The sequence below is a fragment of the Burkholderia cepacia ATCC 25416 genome (genome assembly GCF_001411495.1).
Taxonomy (GTDB): domain Bacteria; phylum Pseudomonadota; class Gammaproteobacteria; order Burkholderiales; family Burkholderiaceae; genus Burkholderia; species Burkholderia cepacia.
In genome coordinates, this window is the sequence record NZ_CP012983.1 from 531344 (window position 1) to 548334 (window position 16991).

The 16991-nt window shown below is 68.0% G+C and carries 12 protein-coding genes and 1 pseudogene; 10 read left to right on the plus strand and 3 right to left on the minus strand.

The genetic code is table 11. From position 1 onward, the window contains the following. Nucleotides 1–23: 23 nt before the first annotated feature. Nucleotides 24–1220, plus strand: coding sequence for an arsenic transporter (locus APZ15_RS34670; RefSeq protein WP_034196298.1), 1197 nt, complete (start codon nucleotides 24–26; stop codon nucleotides 1218–1220). A 36-nt stretch (nucleotides 1221–1256) separates the two neighbouring features. Here the strand turns inward: APZ15_RS34670 and APZ15_RS34675 are convergent, their stop codons facing one another. After that, nucleotides 1257–3362 (minus strand): TonB-dependent siderophore receptor, encoded by a 2106-nt coding sequence (locus APZ15_RS34675; RefSeq protein WP_027792855.1) that lies wholly within the window; start codon nucleotides 3360–3362, stop codon nucleotides 1257–1259. Between the two features lie 356 nt (nucleotides 3363–3718). Then, nucleotides 3719–4420 carry a FadR/GntR family transcriptional regulator gene (locus APZ15_RS34680; protein ID WP_027792854.1) on the minus strand — a complete coding sequence of 234 codons (702 nt, stop codon included), beginning with the start codon at nucleotides 4418–4420 and terminating at the stop codon, nucleotides 3719–3721. 233 nt (nucleotides 4421–4653) lie between these two features. Between APZ15_RS34680 and APZ15_RS34685 the strand changes: the two genes are divergently transcribed. Genes APZ15_RS34685 through APZ15_RS34720 form a run of 8 tightly spaced genes read left to right on the plus strand, consistent with a single transcriptional unit; the run spans nucleotide 4654 to nucleotide 13882 of the window. Beyond that, nucleotides 4654–6198: a sugar ABC transporter ATP-binding protein gene (locus APZ15_RS34685; RefSeq protein WP_027792853.1), complete on the plus strand. Its 1545-nt coding sequence runs from the start codon at nucleotides 4654–4656 to the stop codon at nucleotides 6196–6198. Then, on the plus strand, nucleotides 6191–7222 hold the full coding sequence (locus APZ15_RS34690; protein ID WP_027792852.1) for an ABC transporter permease: 1032 nt from the start codon (nucleotides 6191–6193) through the stop codon (nucleotides 7220–7222). Before APZ15_RS34685 ends, APZ15_RS34690 begins: the two co-directional genes overlap by 8 nt. Before the next feature lie 42 nt (nucleotides 7223–7264). Next, entirely contained in the window at nucleotides 7265–8212 is a 948-nt protein-coding gene (locus APZ15_RS34695) for an ABC transporter substrate-binding protein (RefSeq protein ID WP_027792851.1), read from the plus strand. Between the two features lie 36 nt (nucleotides 8213–8248). After that, complete coding sequence (locus APZ15_RS34700) at nucleotides 8249–9265, plus strand: aldo/keto reductase (protein ID WP_027792850.1); 1017 nt, start codon at nucleotides 8249–8251, stop codon at nucleotides 9263–9265. After that, nucleotides 9262–10137: an amidohydrolase family protein gene (locus APZ15_RS34705; RefSeq protein WP_027792849.1), complete on the plus strand. Its 876-nt coding sequence runs from the start codon at nucleotides 9262–9264 to the stop codon at nucleotides 10135–10137. The genes APZ15_RS34700 and APZ15_RS34705 overlap by 4 nt, the downstream gene beginning before the upstream one ends. A 22-nt stretch (nucleotides 10138–10159) precedes the next feature. Further along, complete coding sequence (locus tag APZ15_RS34710) at nucleotides 10160–11170, plus strand: zinc-binding alcohol dehydrogenase family protein (RefSeq protein WP_027792848.1); 1011 nt, start codon at nucleotides 10160–10162, stop codon at nucleotides 11168–11170. Nucleotides 11171–11201: 31 nt separating this feature from the next. Continuing rightward, entirely contained in the window at nucleotides 11202–12362 is a 1161-nt protein-coding gene (locus APZ15_RS34715) for a mannitol dehydrogenase family protein (RefSeq protein ID WP_027792847.1), read from the plus strand. Further along, complete coding sequence (locus APZ15_RS34720; protein ID WP_027792846.1) at nucleotides 12359–13882, plus strand: UxaA family hydrolase; 1524 nt, start codon at nucleotides 12359–12361, stop codon at nucleotides 13880–13882. Before APZ15_RS34715 ends, APZ15_RS34720 begins: the two co-directional genes overlap by 4 nt. A gap of 227 nt (nucleotides 13883–14109) precedes the next feature. Here APZ15_RS34720 and APZ15_RS34725 read toward each other — a convergent pair whose 3' ends face one another. Further along, complete coding sequence (locus APZ15_RS34725) at nucleotides 14110–15696, minus strand: methyl-accepting chemotaxis protein (RefSeq protein ID WP_027792845.1); 1587 nt, start codon at nucleotides 15694–15696, stop codon at nucleotides 14110–14112. 291 nt (nucleotides 15697–15987) lie between these two features. Here APZ15_RS34725 and APZ15_RS34730 point away from each other — a divergent pair. After that, nucleotides 15988–16962, plus strand: a pseudogene (locus tag APZ15_RS34730) (methyl-accepting chemotaxis protein); the annotation flags it as partial. Between the last annotated feature and the right edge of the window lie 29 nt (nucleotides 16963–16991).

Here is a 16991-nt window from a genome sequence, read left to right on the forward strand (position 1 = left end):
TCCCTGCGATTCCCGACCTGCCCATGAATTCCGTTTCACTTGCATGGCTGATTTCCGCGCTCGCCACGGCGGGCGTCATCGCCCGCCCGTTCGGCTGGCCCGAGGCGACCTGGGCCGTGAGCGGCGCGTTGCTGCTGGTAGTGTGCGGCCTGTTGCCCGTGCATCCGGCGCTCGATGCCGTCGCGAAGGGCGGCGACGTGTACCTGTTCCTGACCGGCATGATGCTGCTGTCCGAGGTCGCGCGGCGCGAAGGGCTGTTCGACTGGGTCGCGACGCGCGTCGTCAATCTCGCGCAGGGTTCTCCCCGGCGCCTGTTCGCGCTCGTCTACCTGGTGGGCACCGTGACGACGGTCTTCCTGTCGAACGATGCGACCGCCGTCGTGCTGACGCCCGCGGTCATCGCGGCCGCGCGCCGGGCGAAGGCCGATCCGCTGCCGCTGCTGTACATCTGCGCGTTCGTCGCGAACGCGGCGAGTTTCGTGCTGCCGATCTCGAACCCCGCGAATCTCGTGCTGTACGGCGCGCGCATGCCGTCGCTCGGCGTATGGCTGGCCCACTTCGCGATCCCGTCCGTCGCATCGATCGCATGCACGTTCCTGATGCTTCGGATGACCCAGCGGCACGCGCTCGGCGGCCGTTGCGAATCCGGTTTGCCGACCCGGCCGCTCACCGGCGGCGGGCGTATCGCGCTGGCCGGCATCGCGATCACGGCCGCCGCGCTGATGACGGTGTCGGCGCTCGATCTTCCGCTCGGGTTGCCGACCGCGGCGGCGGGGATCGTCACCGTCGCATGCGTGCTGGTCAAGGATCGCACCGCATGCGTGCCGATCGTTCGCGCGATTTCATGGAGCGTGTTGCCGCTCGTCGCGGGGCTGTTCGTACTCGTCGAGGCGCTCGACCGGAGCGGTGCGGTGCGTGCGCTCGCCGGGCTGCTGCGCGCGGTGACGGCAAGCGGCGAGCAGACCGCCGCGGCCGCGGCGGGCATTGCGATCGCACTGGCGTCGAACCTGGTCAACAACCTGCCTGCCGGGCTCATCGCGAGTTCGACGGTCGACGCCGCACGCAGCCCGCAAGCGGTGATCGACGCGATTCTGATCGGCGTTGACCTGGGGCCGAACCTGTCCGTCACCGGATCGCTCGCGACGATTCTGTGGCTCGCGGCCATCCGGCGTGAAGGGTTGCGGGTCGGTTTCGGCGCGTTCCTCGCGGTCGGCGCGTGAAGCGCACGAGTCGCAGCGCCGGCCTGCCAACCCCCGCTAGAACGTATAGGCGAGCGACGCGAACAGGCTGCGCGGTGCGCCCGGCGTGACCCACAAGCTGTTGTAGGAGCTGACGTAGGTGGTGCGGTTGAACAGGTTGTTCAGCACGACCGACGCACGCAGGTGCTTGTTGACCTGCACATAGCCGTTCAGCTGCACGGTCGCATAGGCCGGCAGCTCGAACCCGTCCTGCGTGTTCGCGGTGTTGCCGGCCCGGCGCCCGACGTAGATCAGGCCGGCGCCGGCGCCGGCCTTGTCCGCGAACGGTACCGCGGTTTCGTACAGGAGCAGCGCGCTGCCGCTCAGGCGCGGAATGTCGACGAGGCGTGCGCCGGGTGTCAGCACCGCGTCGTGCGTGACTTCGGCGTCGACGTACGCAAGGTTGACGAGGCCGCGCACGCCGTGGCCGAGGTCGCCGTTCCATTCGAATTCGACGCCGCGGCTGCGCACCTCGCCGGCCGCGCGCGAGAAACCGGCGTTCGCCGGATCGGCGGTCAGCACGTTGCGCTTGTTGACGTAGAACGCCGCGACGGTCGCGAGCCAGCGCGCGCCGGCCCATTTCGCGCCGGCTTCGTAGCCGTGCCCCTTCTCCGGATCGAACGCGCGGCCGTCGACGTCGGCGCCGTTGTTCGGCCGGAACGAATACGCGGTGTTCGCATAGAGCGACAGGGCGGGGCTCATCTCGTACACGATGCCGATGCGCGGACTCAACGCGGTCTGCACCTGGCTGCTCGTCGTGCCTTTCAGGCGGTTCTCGACCGACTGGTGGAAGCGATCCCAGCGCAGCCCGGCGAGGATTTTCCAGTGCGGGCCGAACGCGAGCGTGTCCTGCGCGTAGAGCCCCTGGCCGTCGTCGCGCTCGAGCAGGTTGGTCGCGGTGCGCGGCGTGGGCGCCGGCTGGCCGTAGACGGGATCGAAGATGTCGATCGCATACGGCGCCGCGGCCGTGGGCGTCGAGCGCGCGACGAACTGGTCGTAGTTGAAGCGGTACGCATCGACGCCCAGCACGAGCGTGTGGCCGATGCCGCCGGTGCGGAACTTGCCGGCCGTTTCGATGCGGCCCTGCAGGTCGTTCGAATGAAACGCGACTTGCCGGTAGCGGCGCCACAGCGTGCGGCCGTCCGGCTGCAGCGCGAATGCCTCGGACGAGCGGCCGGACAGGTCGGTGGTGCGCTGCGCGAACCCGGCGTTGACCGACCAGTTCGCATCGACGCGATGCTCGAGCGTGAACTGATGGCCTGTGTTGCGCACGTCGTAGTCGCCGTCGCGCGGCTCGCCGAGGAAGCGCGATGCGGGAATCGCACCGAGCTGCCCGCCCACCGCGACCACGCCGCGATCGAGCGGTGCGCGCTGGCGCGCACTCTCGAATTCGTAATGAAGCGTCGTGTCCGCACCGATGTCCCACGTGAACGACGGCGCGAACAGGTAGCGTTTGCTCGACACGGTATCGCGGAAGCTGCCGTTGTTCTCGTTCATCGCGACGAAGCGGTACGCGAGCGACTTCGTCACGGGGCCGGTCGAATCGAGCGTCTCGCGCAATGCGCCGTAGCTGCCGGCCGACACGCCGACGGTGTTCGCGCGCGCGAACTGCGGCTGCTTCGTCGTGTAGCTGATGAGCCCGCCCGGATCGCCGCGCCCGTACAGCGCCGACGCGGGCCCCTTGAGCACTTCCATGCGCTCGAGGTTGGCGGTGTCGCGCGGCACGCTGATCCCGCGATTCCATGAAAAGCCGTTGACGAGGTAGTCGGTGCCGGACGTGTTGCCGTCGCCGGCGAAGCCGCGCACCGCGTAGTTGTCCCAAAGACCGCCGAAGTTGTTCTGCCGTGCGACGCCCGCGACCCAGTCGTACAGGTCCTCGCCGCGCGTCGCGGCGACCGTGCGCACGAGTTTCGCATCGACGCTGCTGACCGCGAACGGGATCTCCATCACGTCCGCGTCGCCGCGCGTCGCGCTCGTCGAGTCGCGTGTGCGAAATGGCGCGCTTGCGCGCTGCCCCGAGATCTCGATGGTGGGCAGCGTCGCCTCCTGCGCGTCGGCCGCGCCCACGCCTGCCGCGCCGACGACGATGGCCATCGGTGCGGCCGCCCAGTTCCTCCTGCTCATACCTCTCCCTTTCGTGTCGTTCGCGTTCGGGCACGGCGGGCGGCCTTGCGCTGACATCGGTGTTCCAAACAGTACATTTGCGCGGCAATTTAATGCAAATGAGAGGCATTTGCAATCGTAATTTTGAGGATTGGTATGGGGAGCGAAACGGTGGGGCGCGCGGATGCGAGCGAGGGGATGGGTGGATTTCCTGAAATGCCGAACGGCGGGGAAAACAAACCATGGCGTGGTGACGGCCGGATAGCGCTTTCGTCACGCCTGCGCGAGAAATATGAGTGAAATTGCAGGGGGCACGGCGCCACGCGATGCACGACACCGCGCTCGCCGACGCGCGCCGGCGCCCGTGCGTGTTCAGCTCAATCCGGATCGGCTTTCAGCCCACCCTCGATCCACCGCGCTTCCGACGCGCGAAGATGCGCGCGAATGGCCGTCTGCGCGGCGATCGGATCGCCGGCCTGCAACGCGAGCAGCACGTCCTCGTGCTCGCGCACCGCGGCGGTCCACGTCTGCGGATTCTCCGCATGGCCGCGCATCGCGGCCGCGATCGGGTCGTGGCGGCTGTCGAACAGCTCGCCGACGAAGCGGGTGAGCACCGAGTTGCCGGCGGCTTCCGCGATCAGCATGTGGAACTGCCGGTCGGCTTCGACCGGGGATTTGCCGGCCTCCGCGAGCCGCTTCATGCGCTGAACGGTGCGGCGCAGCCGCTCGAGCATGGCGGCCGTCATCCGCGCTGCGGCCAGCGCGGCGACGCTGCCTTCGACGGCCGCGCGAGCCTGCATCAATTCCGACGGACTGTCGCCGAGCGTGGCCATCGGGCCGACAGCGTCGGCGGCCGTATCGCGCACATAGACGCCGGAGCCCATGCGGATTTCGATCTGCCCGCCGATTTCCAGCGCGATCAGCGCCTCCCGAAGCGACGGCCGCGACACGCCGAGCGTCAGCGCCAGCTCGCGCTCGGGCGGCAGCCGCTCGCCGATCGCGAATTCGCCCTGGCGAATCAACGCGACGATCTGGGCCGCGACCGATTGGTAAAGCCGCTTGGGTTCTGTCGATTTCATCCGAGTGATAGGGATCAATGCGCTTCGGGCGCAAGCGCGTGTCGCGGAGTCTATCACGCCGGACGCATCGCCCCGTGTAGCGGCGCGTTCATCCGGATGTCCGGGTTTTCACTATTGGTAAGATCAGATGTGAATAATTAAATTGGCTTGACCAAAATGGGTTTGATTGCTGTAATTCATCCAAATTGGACTGACCGGTTAGTGTCGAGGTCGATCCATCCCCAGGAGACGCAATGGCAATGCCTCGCAATCTGCCCGGTCAGGCCGCGCAGGACGAACCGGACCGGGAGATCCTGCGCCTGGACGGGATTCGCAAGCGCTTCCCCGGCGTCCTCGCGCTCGACGGGATTCGCCTCGACCTGCGCCGCGGCGAGGTGCATGCGGTGTGCGGCGAGAACGGCGCAGGCAAATCGACGCTGATGAAGATCATCAGCGGCCAGTACCTGCCCGACGACGGTGTCGTTCACTATCGCGGCGCGCCGGTGCGGTTTCATTCGGCCTCCGAAGCGCAGGCGGCCGGCATCTCGATCATTCATCAGGAGCTCAATCTCGTCCCGCACCTGAGCGTGGCGGAGAACCTGTTCCTCGCGCGCGAGCCGCGGCGCGGGCCGTTCGTCGATACGAAACGCATGAACGCGGAGGCGGCGCGCTGCATCGCGCGCATCGGCCTGAACGTCGCGCCGACGACGAAGGTCGGCGTGCTGTCCATCGCGCAGCAGCAGATGGTCGAGATCGCGAAGGCGCTGTCGCACGATGCGCGTGTGCTGATCATGGACGAACCCACGTCGTCGCTGACCGAAACGGAAACGGTGCAGCTGTTTCGCATCATCGAGGAACTGCGCGCCGACGGCGTGGCGATTCTGTATATCTCGCACCGGCTCGACGAAATGGCGCAGATCGTCGATCGCGTGACGGTGCTGCGCGACGGGCGCCACATCTCGACGGACGCTTTCGCCGACGTGAGCATCGACGACATCGTCGCGCGCATGGTCGGACGCACGCTCGACGACGCCTATCCGTCGCGGCAATCGGTGCCGACCGACGAGGTGCTGCTCGACGTGCGGGACCTGCGCCGCGACGGCGTGTTCGGGCCGGTGTCGTTCGCGCTGCGCCGCGGCGAGATCCTCGGTTTCGCGGGCTTGATGGGCGCCGGGCGCACCGAGATCGCCCGCGCGATCTTCGGCGCGGATCGCCCCGACGGCGGCACGATCGGGCTGCACGGCCGGCCCGTGACGATCCGCTCGCCGCGCGAGGCGATCCGGCACGGCATCGCGTATCTGTCGGAGGACCGCAAGAAGGAGGGTCTCGCGCTGCCGATGCCCGTCGCGGCGAACCTCACGCTCGCGAACGTGCGCGGCATCACGTCACGCTTCGGATTCCTGCGCTTCGACGACGAACTCGACGTCGCGCGCCGCTACGTGCAGGACCTCGCGATTCGCACGCCGTCCGTGCACCAGCGCGTCCGAAACCTGTCCGGCGGCAACCAGCAGAAGGTCGTCATCGGCAAATGGCTGTACCGCGGCTCGAAGATCCTGTTCTTCGACGAGCCGACGCGCGGCATCGACGTCGGCGCGAAATTCGCGATCTACGGGCTGATGGACCGGCTCGCCGCCGACGGCGTCGGCGTGGTGCTGATCAGTTCGGAACTGCCCGAACTGCTCGGCATGACCGACCGGATCGCCGTTTTTCACGAAGGTCGATTGACCGCATTTCTCGATACGAAACACACCAGTCAGGAGGAGATCATGCACTACGCGTCGGGGAGTTCCCATGCTTGAAATGACATCCGATCGAAGCCAGGCCGACGAACGGGCGGCGCGACAGCGGCGGCGCGACCTGATCCAGAAGTTCGCGGCGCTGGGCAGTCTCGTCGTGCTCGTGTTCGCGTTCTCGATCTCGAGCGCGGCGTTCTTCTCGGTCGACAACCTGATGACGGTCGGCCTGCAGGTCACGTCGATCGCCTATCTGGGCGTGGCCGCCACCTGCGTGATCATCACGGGCGGCATCGACCTGTCGGTCGGCTCGGTGCTCGCGCTGTCCGGCGTGTGCGCGGCGCTGCTGGTCAAGGCCGGCGCGCCGGTGCCCGCGGCGATGGCGGCCGGCATCCTGGTCGGCGCGCTGTGCGGGCTCGTCAACGGCATCTGCGTGACGCAGATGGGCCTGCCGCCGTTCATCGCGACGCTCGGCATGATGCTCGTTGCGCGCGGCATCGCGCTGCAGATCACCGGCGCGCGGCCGGTATCGGATCTCGGCGATGCGTTCGGCGCGCTCGGCAACGGCGCGCTGCTGCGGATCTCGCGCATCGGCGCGGACGGGTTCCCCGACACGACCTTTCCCGGCATTCCGTATCCGGTCGTGATCATGGTCGTGCTGTTCGTCGTGGTGTCCGTGCTGCTGTCGAGAACGTCGCTCGGCCGCCATATCTACGCGGTCGGGTCGAACGCGGAAGCCGCCCGGCTGTCGGGCGTGAACGTGCAGGGCGTGAAGCTGTTCACCTACGTGCTGTCCGGCGCGCTCGCGGGCGTGACCGGTTGCGTGCTGATGTCGCGGCTCGTCACCGGGCAGCCGAACGAAGGCGTGATGTACGAGCTCGACGCGATCGCCAGTTCGGTCATCGGCGGCACGTCGCTGATGGGCGGCGTCGGCACGATCTCCGGCACGGCGATCGGCGCGTTCGTGATCGGCGTGCTGCGCAACGGCCTGAACATGAACGGCGTGTCGAGCTTCATCCAGCAGATCATCATCGGCGTCGTGATCCTCGGCACGGTGTGGATCGACCAGTTGCGCAATCGCCGGCCCTGACCGGCAGCAAGCAGTCCCTACCAACGAGAAGCGGAGCGAGACATGAACAAATCCATCCTGCTGGCGGCATCGGCGTGCGTGTTCGCGGTGTGCAGCAGCGGCGCGTATGCGGCGGGCGGCGAGATCGCCGTGATCGTCAAGACGGTCAATTCGAACTACTGGCAGAACGTGCAGAAGGGCGCGAAGGCGGCGCTCGGCGGCGCCAAGGGTTACACGATGACGTTCCAGGGCCCGGCGGCCGAGTCCGACATCAGCGGGCAGGTCAACATGGTCGACAACGCGGTTACGCGTCATGTGGCGGGCATCGTGCTCGCGCCGTCCGATCCCGATGCGCTCGTGCCCGCGATCAAGAAGGCGTGGGAAGCGCACATTCCCGTCATGTTGATCGACTCGGCGATCGCGGACGCGGGCAAGCCGTACTACCAGGCATTCCTGTCGACCGACAACGAGAAGGCGGGCGCGCTGTGCGCGAAGGCGCTGATCGACCGCGTCGGGCAGTCGGGCAAGATCGCGATCATGTCGTACGTACCGGGCGCGGGCTCCGAGGTCAGCCGCGTCGGCGGGTTCCGCAAGTACATCGAGAGCCATTCGAAGCTGCAGGTCGTCGGCCCGTACTACTCGCAATCGCAAATGGCGACCGCGCTGAACCAGACGACCGACGTGCTGTCGGCGAACCCGGACCTGAAGGGCATCTTCGGCGCGAACGAGCCGACCGCGGTCGGCATGGGCCGTGCGCTGAAGCAGTCGGGCAAGGCGGGCAAGGTGGTGGCGATCGGGTTCGACGGCAACGAGGACCTGCAGGGCTTCGTGCGCGACGGCACCGTGCAGGCGATCGCCGTGCAGGGCTCGTGGCAGATGGGGAACCAGGGCGTGCGCACGGCGCTCGACGTGATCGAGCGCAAGCCCGCGCCGAAGCTGATCGATACCGGCGTCGTGATGGTCGACAAGCAGAACCTCGATTCGCAGGCAGCGAAGAATGTCCTGTACTGATCGCCCGTGCCGCTTGCACGCATCGAGTCACCACTCATGAACGCAAACGATACGCGCACCTTGCCGCGCAGCGGGCTGACGGTGTCCACGCTCGGCCTCGGCTGCTCGCAGCTCGGCGGCCTTTATCGGCCGATGTCGGCGGCCGCCGCCGCCGCGCTGGTCGACGCCGCGTGGGCTGCCGGCCTGCGCTACTTCGACACCGCGCCGTATTACGGCTACACGCTGTCCGAGCGGCGCGTGGGGGCGGGGCTCGCTCCGCGCGAGCGCAGCGCGTTCACGCTCAGCACGAAGGTCGGGCGGCTGATGCGCGCCGACGCGAGCGTGCGGCCGGGCGACGACGGCTGGGCCGAGCCGCTGCCGTTCCGGCCCGTCTACGACTACAGCTACGACGGCATCATGCGCTCGCATGACGACAGCCGGCAACGGCTCGGGCTCGCGCGGATCGACATGCTGTACGTGCACGACATCGGCGCGATGACGCACGGCGATCGTCACGCGCACTACTGGGAACAGTTGACGCGCGGCGGCGGATTTCGCGCGCTGGATGCGCTGCGCGCCAGCGGCGAGATCGGCGCGTTCGGTCTCGGCGTGAACGAATGGGAAGTCGCGGCAGACGCGCTGAACGAAGCGGCGCTCGATGCGGTGCTGCTGGCCGGCCGCTACACGCTGCTCGAACAGACGGCGCTCGAACCGCTGCTCGACGCGTGCGCCCGTGACGGGACGGCGATCGTGATCGGCGGCGTGTTCAATTCCGGCCTGCTCGCCGGCAACGGCAAGTTCAACTATGCGGACGCGAGCGCCGACGTGATCGACAAGGCCACGCGGCTCGGCGCGCTGTGCAACCGCTTCGACGTGCCGCTTCCCGCCGCGGCATTGCAGTTTCCGTTCGGTCATCCAGCCGTCGTATCGTGCGTGGTCGGCGCGCGCAGCGTGGCGCAGTTGAAGCAGAACGTCGACTGGTTCGAGCGTCCCGCGCCGGCCGAACTGTGGGATGCGCTGCGCGACGAAGGGTTGATCGCGGCGCACGCGCCGGTTCCGGGAGCCCACGCATGACCATGCGCATCGACGCCCATCAGCACTACTGGCGCATCGACGCACGGGCCGGCTGCTGGCCGCCGGCCGAACTCGATGCGATTCACCGGGATTTCGGTCCGGCCGATCTGGCGCCGCTGCTCGACGCTGCGCGCATCGACACCACTGTCCTCGTGCAATCGCTGCCGAGCGAAGCCGACACGCGCTTTCTGCTCGATCTCGCGGACGAAACGCCGAGCGTCGGCGCGGTGGTCGGCTGGGTCGACCTGAAGGCCGACGACGCACCGGCGCGGATCGCGGCGTTTGCGTCCGCGCCAAAGGCGCGCGGCTTGCGACCGATGCTGCAGGATCTGCCCGACGACACGTGGATCGACGATCCGCGGCTGGATCGCGCGGTCGCCGCGATGCTCGAGCACGGGCTGCGTTTTGATGCACTGGTGATGCCGCGTCATCTCGATGCGCTGCATGCATTCGCGCGACGCCATCCGGATCTGCCGATCGTGATCGACCATGGCGCGAAGCCGTTCATCGAGCGCGGCGAATGGCAGCCGTGGCTGTCGGCGATGGGCCGGCTTGCGCGCCTGCCGAACCTTCATTGCAAGCTGTCCGGCCTCTGGACCGAAGCAGGGCCGTCGGCTGGGCCCGATGCCGTGCGCGCGCGCACGCGGCCGTATGTCTACGCGCTGGCCGAGCTGTTCGGGCCGACGCGCCTGATGTGGGGCAGCGACTGGCCGGTGCTGCGGCTGGCGTCGGCGTGCGGCGGCTACGGCGAATGGCTGGCCGCGTGCGAGGACGATTGCGCGCGGTTGCTCGGCGCCGCGGCGCTGGACGGCCTCTTCGGCGGCAACGCACACCGCTTCTACCGGATCGACACCGCACGCCACGACGAATGAACCAGAACGAAAGGAACCCGACATGCTCAGCGTGATTTGCGAATCCCCCGGCGTGCTGCGCGTGCAGCAGCGCGAACTGCCCGTACGCGGCAGCGGCGAAGTACTGTTGCGCGTGCAACGGGTCGGCATTTGCGGCACCGACCTGCATATCTTCACCGGCAACCAGCCGTACCTCGACTATCCGCGCGTGATGGGCCATGAGCTTTCGGCGGTCGTCGTCGAGGCGGAACCCGAGTCGGGGCTCGGCGTCGGCGACGCGGTGTACGTGATGCCGTATCTGTCGTGCGGGCACTGCATCGCCTGTCGGCACGGCAACACGAATTGCTGCGTGAACATCAAGGTGCTCGGCGTGCATCGCGACGGCGCGCTCGCCGAATACCTGAGCGTGCCTGCGCAGTTCGTTCACAAGGCCGACGGCATTTCGCTCGACCAGGCGGCGATGCTGGAATTCCTCGCGATCGGCGCGCATGCGGTGCGGCGCGCGGACGTCCGCGCCGGGCAGCGCGCGCTGGTCGTCGGCGCCGGGCCGATCGGCATGGCCGCGATGATCTTCGCGAAGCTGCGTGGCGCCGACGTCACATGCCTCGACACGCGGGCGGATCGACTGGCGTTTTGCCGGCAACATCTGACGGTTGATGCGACCGTGGAGGTGGGCGAGGATGACGCGGCGCGTCTCGCGGCGTTGACGAACGGCGAGTATTTCGATGCGGTGTTCGACGCCACAGGCAACCTCGATGCGATGAATCGCGGTTTCGAATTCGTCGCGCATGGCGGCAAATACACGTTGATCTCGATCGTGCGCGGGCACGTCGCTTTTTCGGATCCCGAATTCCACAAACGGGAAGCCACGCTGCTCGCGAGCCGCAATGCGACGGCCGAGGATTTCGCGACGGTGCTCGACGCGATGCGCGGGGGGCGTATTCCGGACCGCGCGCTGAACACGCACCGGATGCGGCTCGAAGAGGTGCCGGATGCGCTGCCGCGTTTGCTCGATGCGGGGCAGACCGTCGTGAAGGCGCTCGTCGAATGCTGATCGATCGAATCCGGCACGCGGAGCGCATGCGATGACGCCGCCGATCCTCCAGTTCGGCACGAGCCGCTTCCTGCTCGCGCACGTCGACTTGTTTGTCTCGCAGGCGCTGGACGACGGCAACGCGATGGGCGGCATCGGCATCGTGCAGACGACCGGCAATCCGGCCAGCCGCGCCCGCATCGACGCGCTGCGCGCCACCGGTCGCTATCCGGTGCGGATTCGCGGGCGTGACCGCGGCGGCGTGGTCGACGAAGTCGTCGAGTGCCGCGCCGTGCATCGCGCGTGGGACGCCGAGCACGACTGGGCGGAGATACGCGGTGCCGCGATCGAGACCGTACGCGTCATCGTGTCGAACACCGGCGACGCAGGGTATCGCGCCGATCCGCGCGACACCGTGGACCTGCTGGCCCAGCAGGAGCACGCACCGCACGGCTTTCCGGCGAAGCTGTTCGCGCTGCTGCATGCGCGCTGGCAGGTGCGGCCCGATGACGGCGTCTCCATCCTGCCTTGCGAACTGGTGACGGACAACGGCGACACGCTGCGCGACATCGTGCTGGACCTCGCGCGCCAGTGGCGGCTGCCCGACGCGTTCGCCGACTATCTGGGCAACCGCTGCGTGTGGGTCAACTCGCTCGTCGACCGCATCGTGTCCGAGCCGCTCCATCCGGTCGGCGCGATCGCGGAGCCCTACGCGCTGTGGGCGATCGAGCGGCGTGCCGGCATGGCGCTGCCGTGCACGCATGCTCAGGTCGTCGTCACCGACGATTTGCGCAGCCACGAGCGCCTGAAGCTGTTCTTCCTCAATCTCGGGCACAGCTGGCTCGCGGAGCAGTGGCTCGCGGCGGGGCGCGACCCATCGGAAACGGTGCTGGACGCGATGAACGATGCGCGGTTGCGCGACGGTCTCGAAGCCGTGTGGCGCGATGAAGTCGCGCCGGTATTCGTGGCGCTGGGCTTGCGCGAAACGGCCGAACACTACGTCGACAGCGTGCGCGAGCGCTTTCTCAATCCGTTTCTCGCGCATCGCATCGCCGATATCGCGGTCAACCATCGCGAGAAGGTCGCGCGGCGGATCGAGCCGCTGCTCGCGCTCGCCGATTCGCTGGCGCTGGCGGCCGAACAACCGCGGTTGCGGCAACTCGTCGCCCGCTGCGAACCGGTGGCCGCAACGACAGGGAGAAGACCATCGTGAAGCAACCGACCATCGTGATCCTTCACGGCAACGACAACGTCGCCGTCGCACTCGATGCGCTGGCGCCGGACGTGCCGATCGACGTGCACGGCGCACCGCTGCGGCCGGCGGCCGCGATACCGGCCGGCCACAAGATCGCCACCACGCCGATCGCGCGTGGCGACGCGATCGTCAAATGCGGGCAGCCGATCGGCGTCGCGCTGCGGGACATCGCCGCGGGCGAGCACGTGCACGTGCATAACGTCGGGATGCCTGAGCGGCATGCGCACGACGACGGGCCGGCGGGCGACACGCACGACGTTCCGGCCGATCGCCGCGATACCTTCGACGGATTCGTGCGTCCCGACGGCAGCGTGGGGACGCGCAACTACGTTGGCGTGATCGCGAGCGTCAACTGTTCGGCGAGTGTCTGTCATGCGATCGCCGATGCATACCGGCACGGCGCGCTCGACGCGTTCGGCCATGTCGACGGCGTCGTCGCGATCACCCATCAGAGCGGCTGCGGCATGTCGGCGACCGGCGACGGCATCGAACTGCTGCGACGCACGCTCGTCGGTTATGCGCGCAACCCGAATTTCGCCGGCGTGCTGCTCGTCGGCCTCGGTTGTGAGGTCAACCAGGTCGGCGCGCTCGCGCAGCGGCTCGACGCGGCGGCACCTGGTACCGTGCGCACGCTGGTGATCCAGGACGAAGGCGGCGTGCGCGACACCGTGGCCAAAGGCGTGTCGATCGTGCGGGAGTTGCTGGAGGCGGCCGACGGCGCGCGTCGCAGCGCCGTGCCGGCCTCGCGGCTGACGGTCGGCCTGCAATGCGGCGGCTCCGACGGTTACTCGGGCATCACCGCGAATCCGGCGCTCGGCGCGGCCGTCGATCTGCTGGTCCGCAACGGCGGCACCGCGATTCTGTCCGAGACGCCCGAGATCTACGGCGCCGAGCATCTGCTGATCGCGCGAGCGGCGTCGCGCGACGTGGCCGAGCGTCTGCTCGGCAGGTTGCAGTGGTGGGAGCGTTACGTCGCCGACAACGGCGGCGAAATGAACAACAACCCGTCGCCCGGCAACCTCGCCGGCGGCATCACGACGATTCTCGAGAAATCGCTCGGCGCGGTGTCGAAGGGCGGCCGCTCGCCGCTGCGCGCGGTCTACGACTATGCGGAGCCGGTGCGGCAAGCGGGGCTCGTGTTCATGGATACGCCCGGTTACGACCCGGTGTCGGCCACCGGGCAGATCGCCGGCGGCGCGAATCTCGTGTGCTTCACGACGGGCCGCGGTTCGGTGTTCGGCTCGAAGCCGGTGCCGACGATCAAGATCGCGACGACGACCGGCCTGTACGAGCGGATGCAATCGGACATGGATTTCGACAGCGGCGGGATCGTCGCCGGTTCGCTCTCGGTCGGCGAAGCGGGCGAGCGGCTGTTCCGGCTGATGCTCGACGTTGCCTCCGGACGACGATCCCGCAGCGAGGACAACGGCATCGGCGAACGCGAGTTCGTGCCGTGGCTGCGCGGCGCGGTCATGTGACGCGAAAGGCGACATGCGACCGCGTGCGCAATCGGACAGCGAAGGAGAAGCCGCGATGGAAACCCGCATGAGCGAGCCGGCGATCGGCGAAATCGGCCGCGACGATCATCTCTCCGACCTGGAGAAGGGCTTGCTCGGCGAAGCGCTGCGCTTGCTCGCCGAGACGCGCGCACGGGCGCTCGAACTCTGTGTCGAGGTGAGCCGGCGGCAGGGCGGCGGGCGCCGACCTACGCGCCGGCCATGCGCGCGTCGAGCCGGAACAACGAGACGGCCTCGGCAAGCCGGTTTCCCTGTTCCTCGAGCGACTTCGAGGCGGCGGCCGCCTGCTCGACGAGCGCCGCATTCTGCTGGGTGACCTCGTCCATTTGCGTAATGGCGAGATTGACCTGCTCGATGCCGCGACTCTGTTCGCTCGACGCCGCGGCGATTTCGCCCATGATGTCGGTCACGCGCGAGATCGCATGCGTGACCTCGCTCATCGTATCGCCCGCGTTGTTCGCGATATGCGAGCCGTCCTCGATTTTCCGGACCGATTGCGAGATCAGCTCGCGAATTTCCTTCGCGGCGCTCGACGAACGCTGCGCAAGACTTCTGACTTCGCTTGCCACCACCGCGAAGCCGCGGCCCTGTTCGCCGGCGCGGGCAGCCTCCACGGCCGCGTTGAGCGCGAGGATGTTGGTCTGGAACGCGATCCCTTCGATGATCCCGGTGATCTCGGCGATCTTGGCGGAGCTCGCGCTGATGTCGGTCATCGTGTCGACCATCAGGCCGACCGCCGAGCTGCCGCGCTGCGCGACCTCCGATGCGTTGTTGGCCAGGCCGCTCGCCTGTTGCGCATTGTCGGCGTTCAGGCGCACGGTGGAGGTCAGTTGCTCCATGCTCGACGCGGTTTCCTGCAACGACGCGGCCTGCTGTTCGGTGCGGGACGACAGGTCCTGGTTGCCGGACGCGATTTCGCCGGCGCCGGTCGCGACGTTGCCCGATGCGGTACGGACTTCCGAGATCAGGCGGATCAGGTTCGCCTGCATGTCGCGCATCGAGGCCAGTACGCTGCCGGCCGGCGCGGCGCCGGTCGTGGCTTCGGCGCCGAGATTGCCGGCGGCGATATGGCCGGCGATATCGCTGAGCACGGCGGGCTCCGTGCCCAGCGAGCGCAGCAGGCCGCGGGTGATGACGAGGCCCGAGAGCGCGGCCGCGGCGGCGGCGGCGATGCAGATCGCGATCAGCATCAGGCGTCGCGAGGTATAACGGTCGTCCGATTCCTTCACCAGTTGATCGGCCCGCGCGCGCGAGTACGTCGCATACGTGTCGGTGGCCGCGACGAGCTGGGCCAGCAGCGGTCGGCACTGTTCGTTGATCATCGTGATCGCCTGATCGCGCCGGTTGTTCGCCGCCGCGTCGACGATGGCGCGCGCCACGGGGCCGTACTGCGCCTCGACCGCCCCGATTTGCCGAACCAGTTCGCGCGCCTTGTCGGATGCGCCGCTGCCCTCGCGGACCGCATTCGTCAGTTCGCCCATCAGCGCGCCGACTTCGTGGTCGGCCTGCAGCGCCGCTTCCTTCTCGATGTCCGCGTCGCGCGGGCTGGCCGCGAGGACCTGGTTGCGGGCGGCGATCGCGCGCCGGTCGACCGCGAAGCGAATCTTGTCGGCCAGGTTCGCGCGGGCGTTGGTGCCGTTGACATAGTCGTCGAATGCCGCGTTCGCGTTGCCGAGCGAGACGATGCCGACGATGGAGACGAGCACGACCGTACACGTAAGAAGTCCGAAAGCCATGATCAGCTTCGTGCGAACGGTTAATCGTCGATCGTTCATGGGATGAATCCGGTTGTGGTTATCAAATAGATTTCCTGATTAACGGAATGGTGAAAGAAAGGTTTAGGACCGGCGCTGCGGGGCAATCGTTTGCGGGTTGCCTGTCGTCAAAATAAATCCGACCGCGATCCGCATTCGTCACGCTGAGCCGGAGAACGGCGCTGTTTTCGCCCGCCATGCCGTTAAACGGATCAGGTTCGCCTTGTTCAGCGATCCCATTTCAATCACGCGGTAACGGAGACCGAAGTCATCATGCTGTCATCAATTCGCGCACGGATACTTGCGACGTGTGTCGCCATCATCGCGGCGGCGCTGGTCGGCGCGATGACGAACGCGGCCTTCAAGCACATCCTGATAGTGCGCGACGCGCTCACGGACGTCTCGAGCGGCAGCGGCGATCTGACGAAGCGCCTGCCGGCCGACGGCGCGGACGAAGCCGCGCAGATCGCGAGAGCGTTCAACGCGTTCGCCGAGAAGATCAGTACGATCCTGCGGCAGATCCGCGATTTCAGCACGTCCGTGAACCTCGCGAGCGCCGAGATCGCGCAGGGCAACCAGGATCTGTCGGCCCGCACCGAACACGCGGCGTCGAGCCTGCAGGAAACGGCCGCCGCGCTCGAGGAGATCGCCGGCACGGCCCGCAACCCGGCCGATGCGGCGAGCCAGGTGAACCGTCTGGCGGAATCGGCGTCGGACGTCGCGCTGCGGGGCGGCACGGTCGTGCGCGACGTCGTGTCGACGATGAACGACATCACGCAGGCGTCGGCGGAGATCGCCAACATCGTCGGCGTGATCGACGGCATCGCGTTCCAGACCAACATTCTCGCGTTGAACGCCGCCGTCGAGGCGGCCCGCGCGAACGAGCACGGCCGCGGCTTCGCGGTCGTCGCCGGGGAAGTGCGTGCGCTCGCGCAGCGCAGCGCGCAGGCCGCGCGGGAAATCAAGCAGCTGATCCACTCATCGGTCGAGAAGATCGAGGGCGGCTCCGGGCTCGTGCAGACGGCCGGTGCGACGATGGACGAAATCGTCGACGGCGTGCGCAACATCACGAGCGTGATCGCCGAAATCAGCGTCGCCGCGAAGGAGCAGAGCACGGGGCTCGAGCAGGTGAATCAGGCGGTGTCGCAGCTCGACGATACGACGCAGCAGAACGCGGCGCTGGTCGAGCAATCGGCGGCTGCCGCGACGTCGCTGCGCGAGCAGGCGGCCCGGCTCGCGCAGACGGTCGGCGAGTTCAGGCTCGCGGAGCGCGCGGTGGCGGCGTGACGGTTCGCGTGACGGGGCCGGCGGGCCCC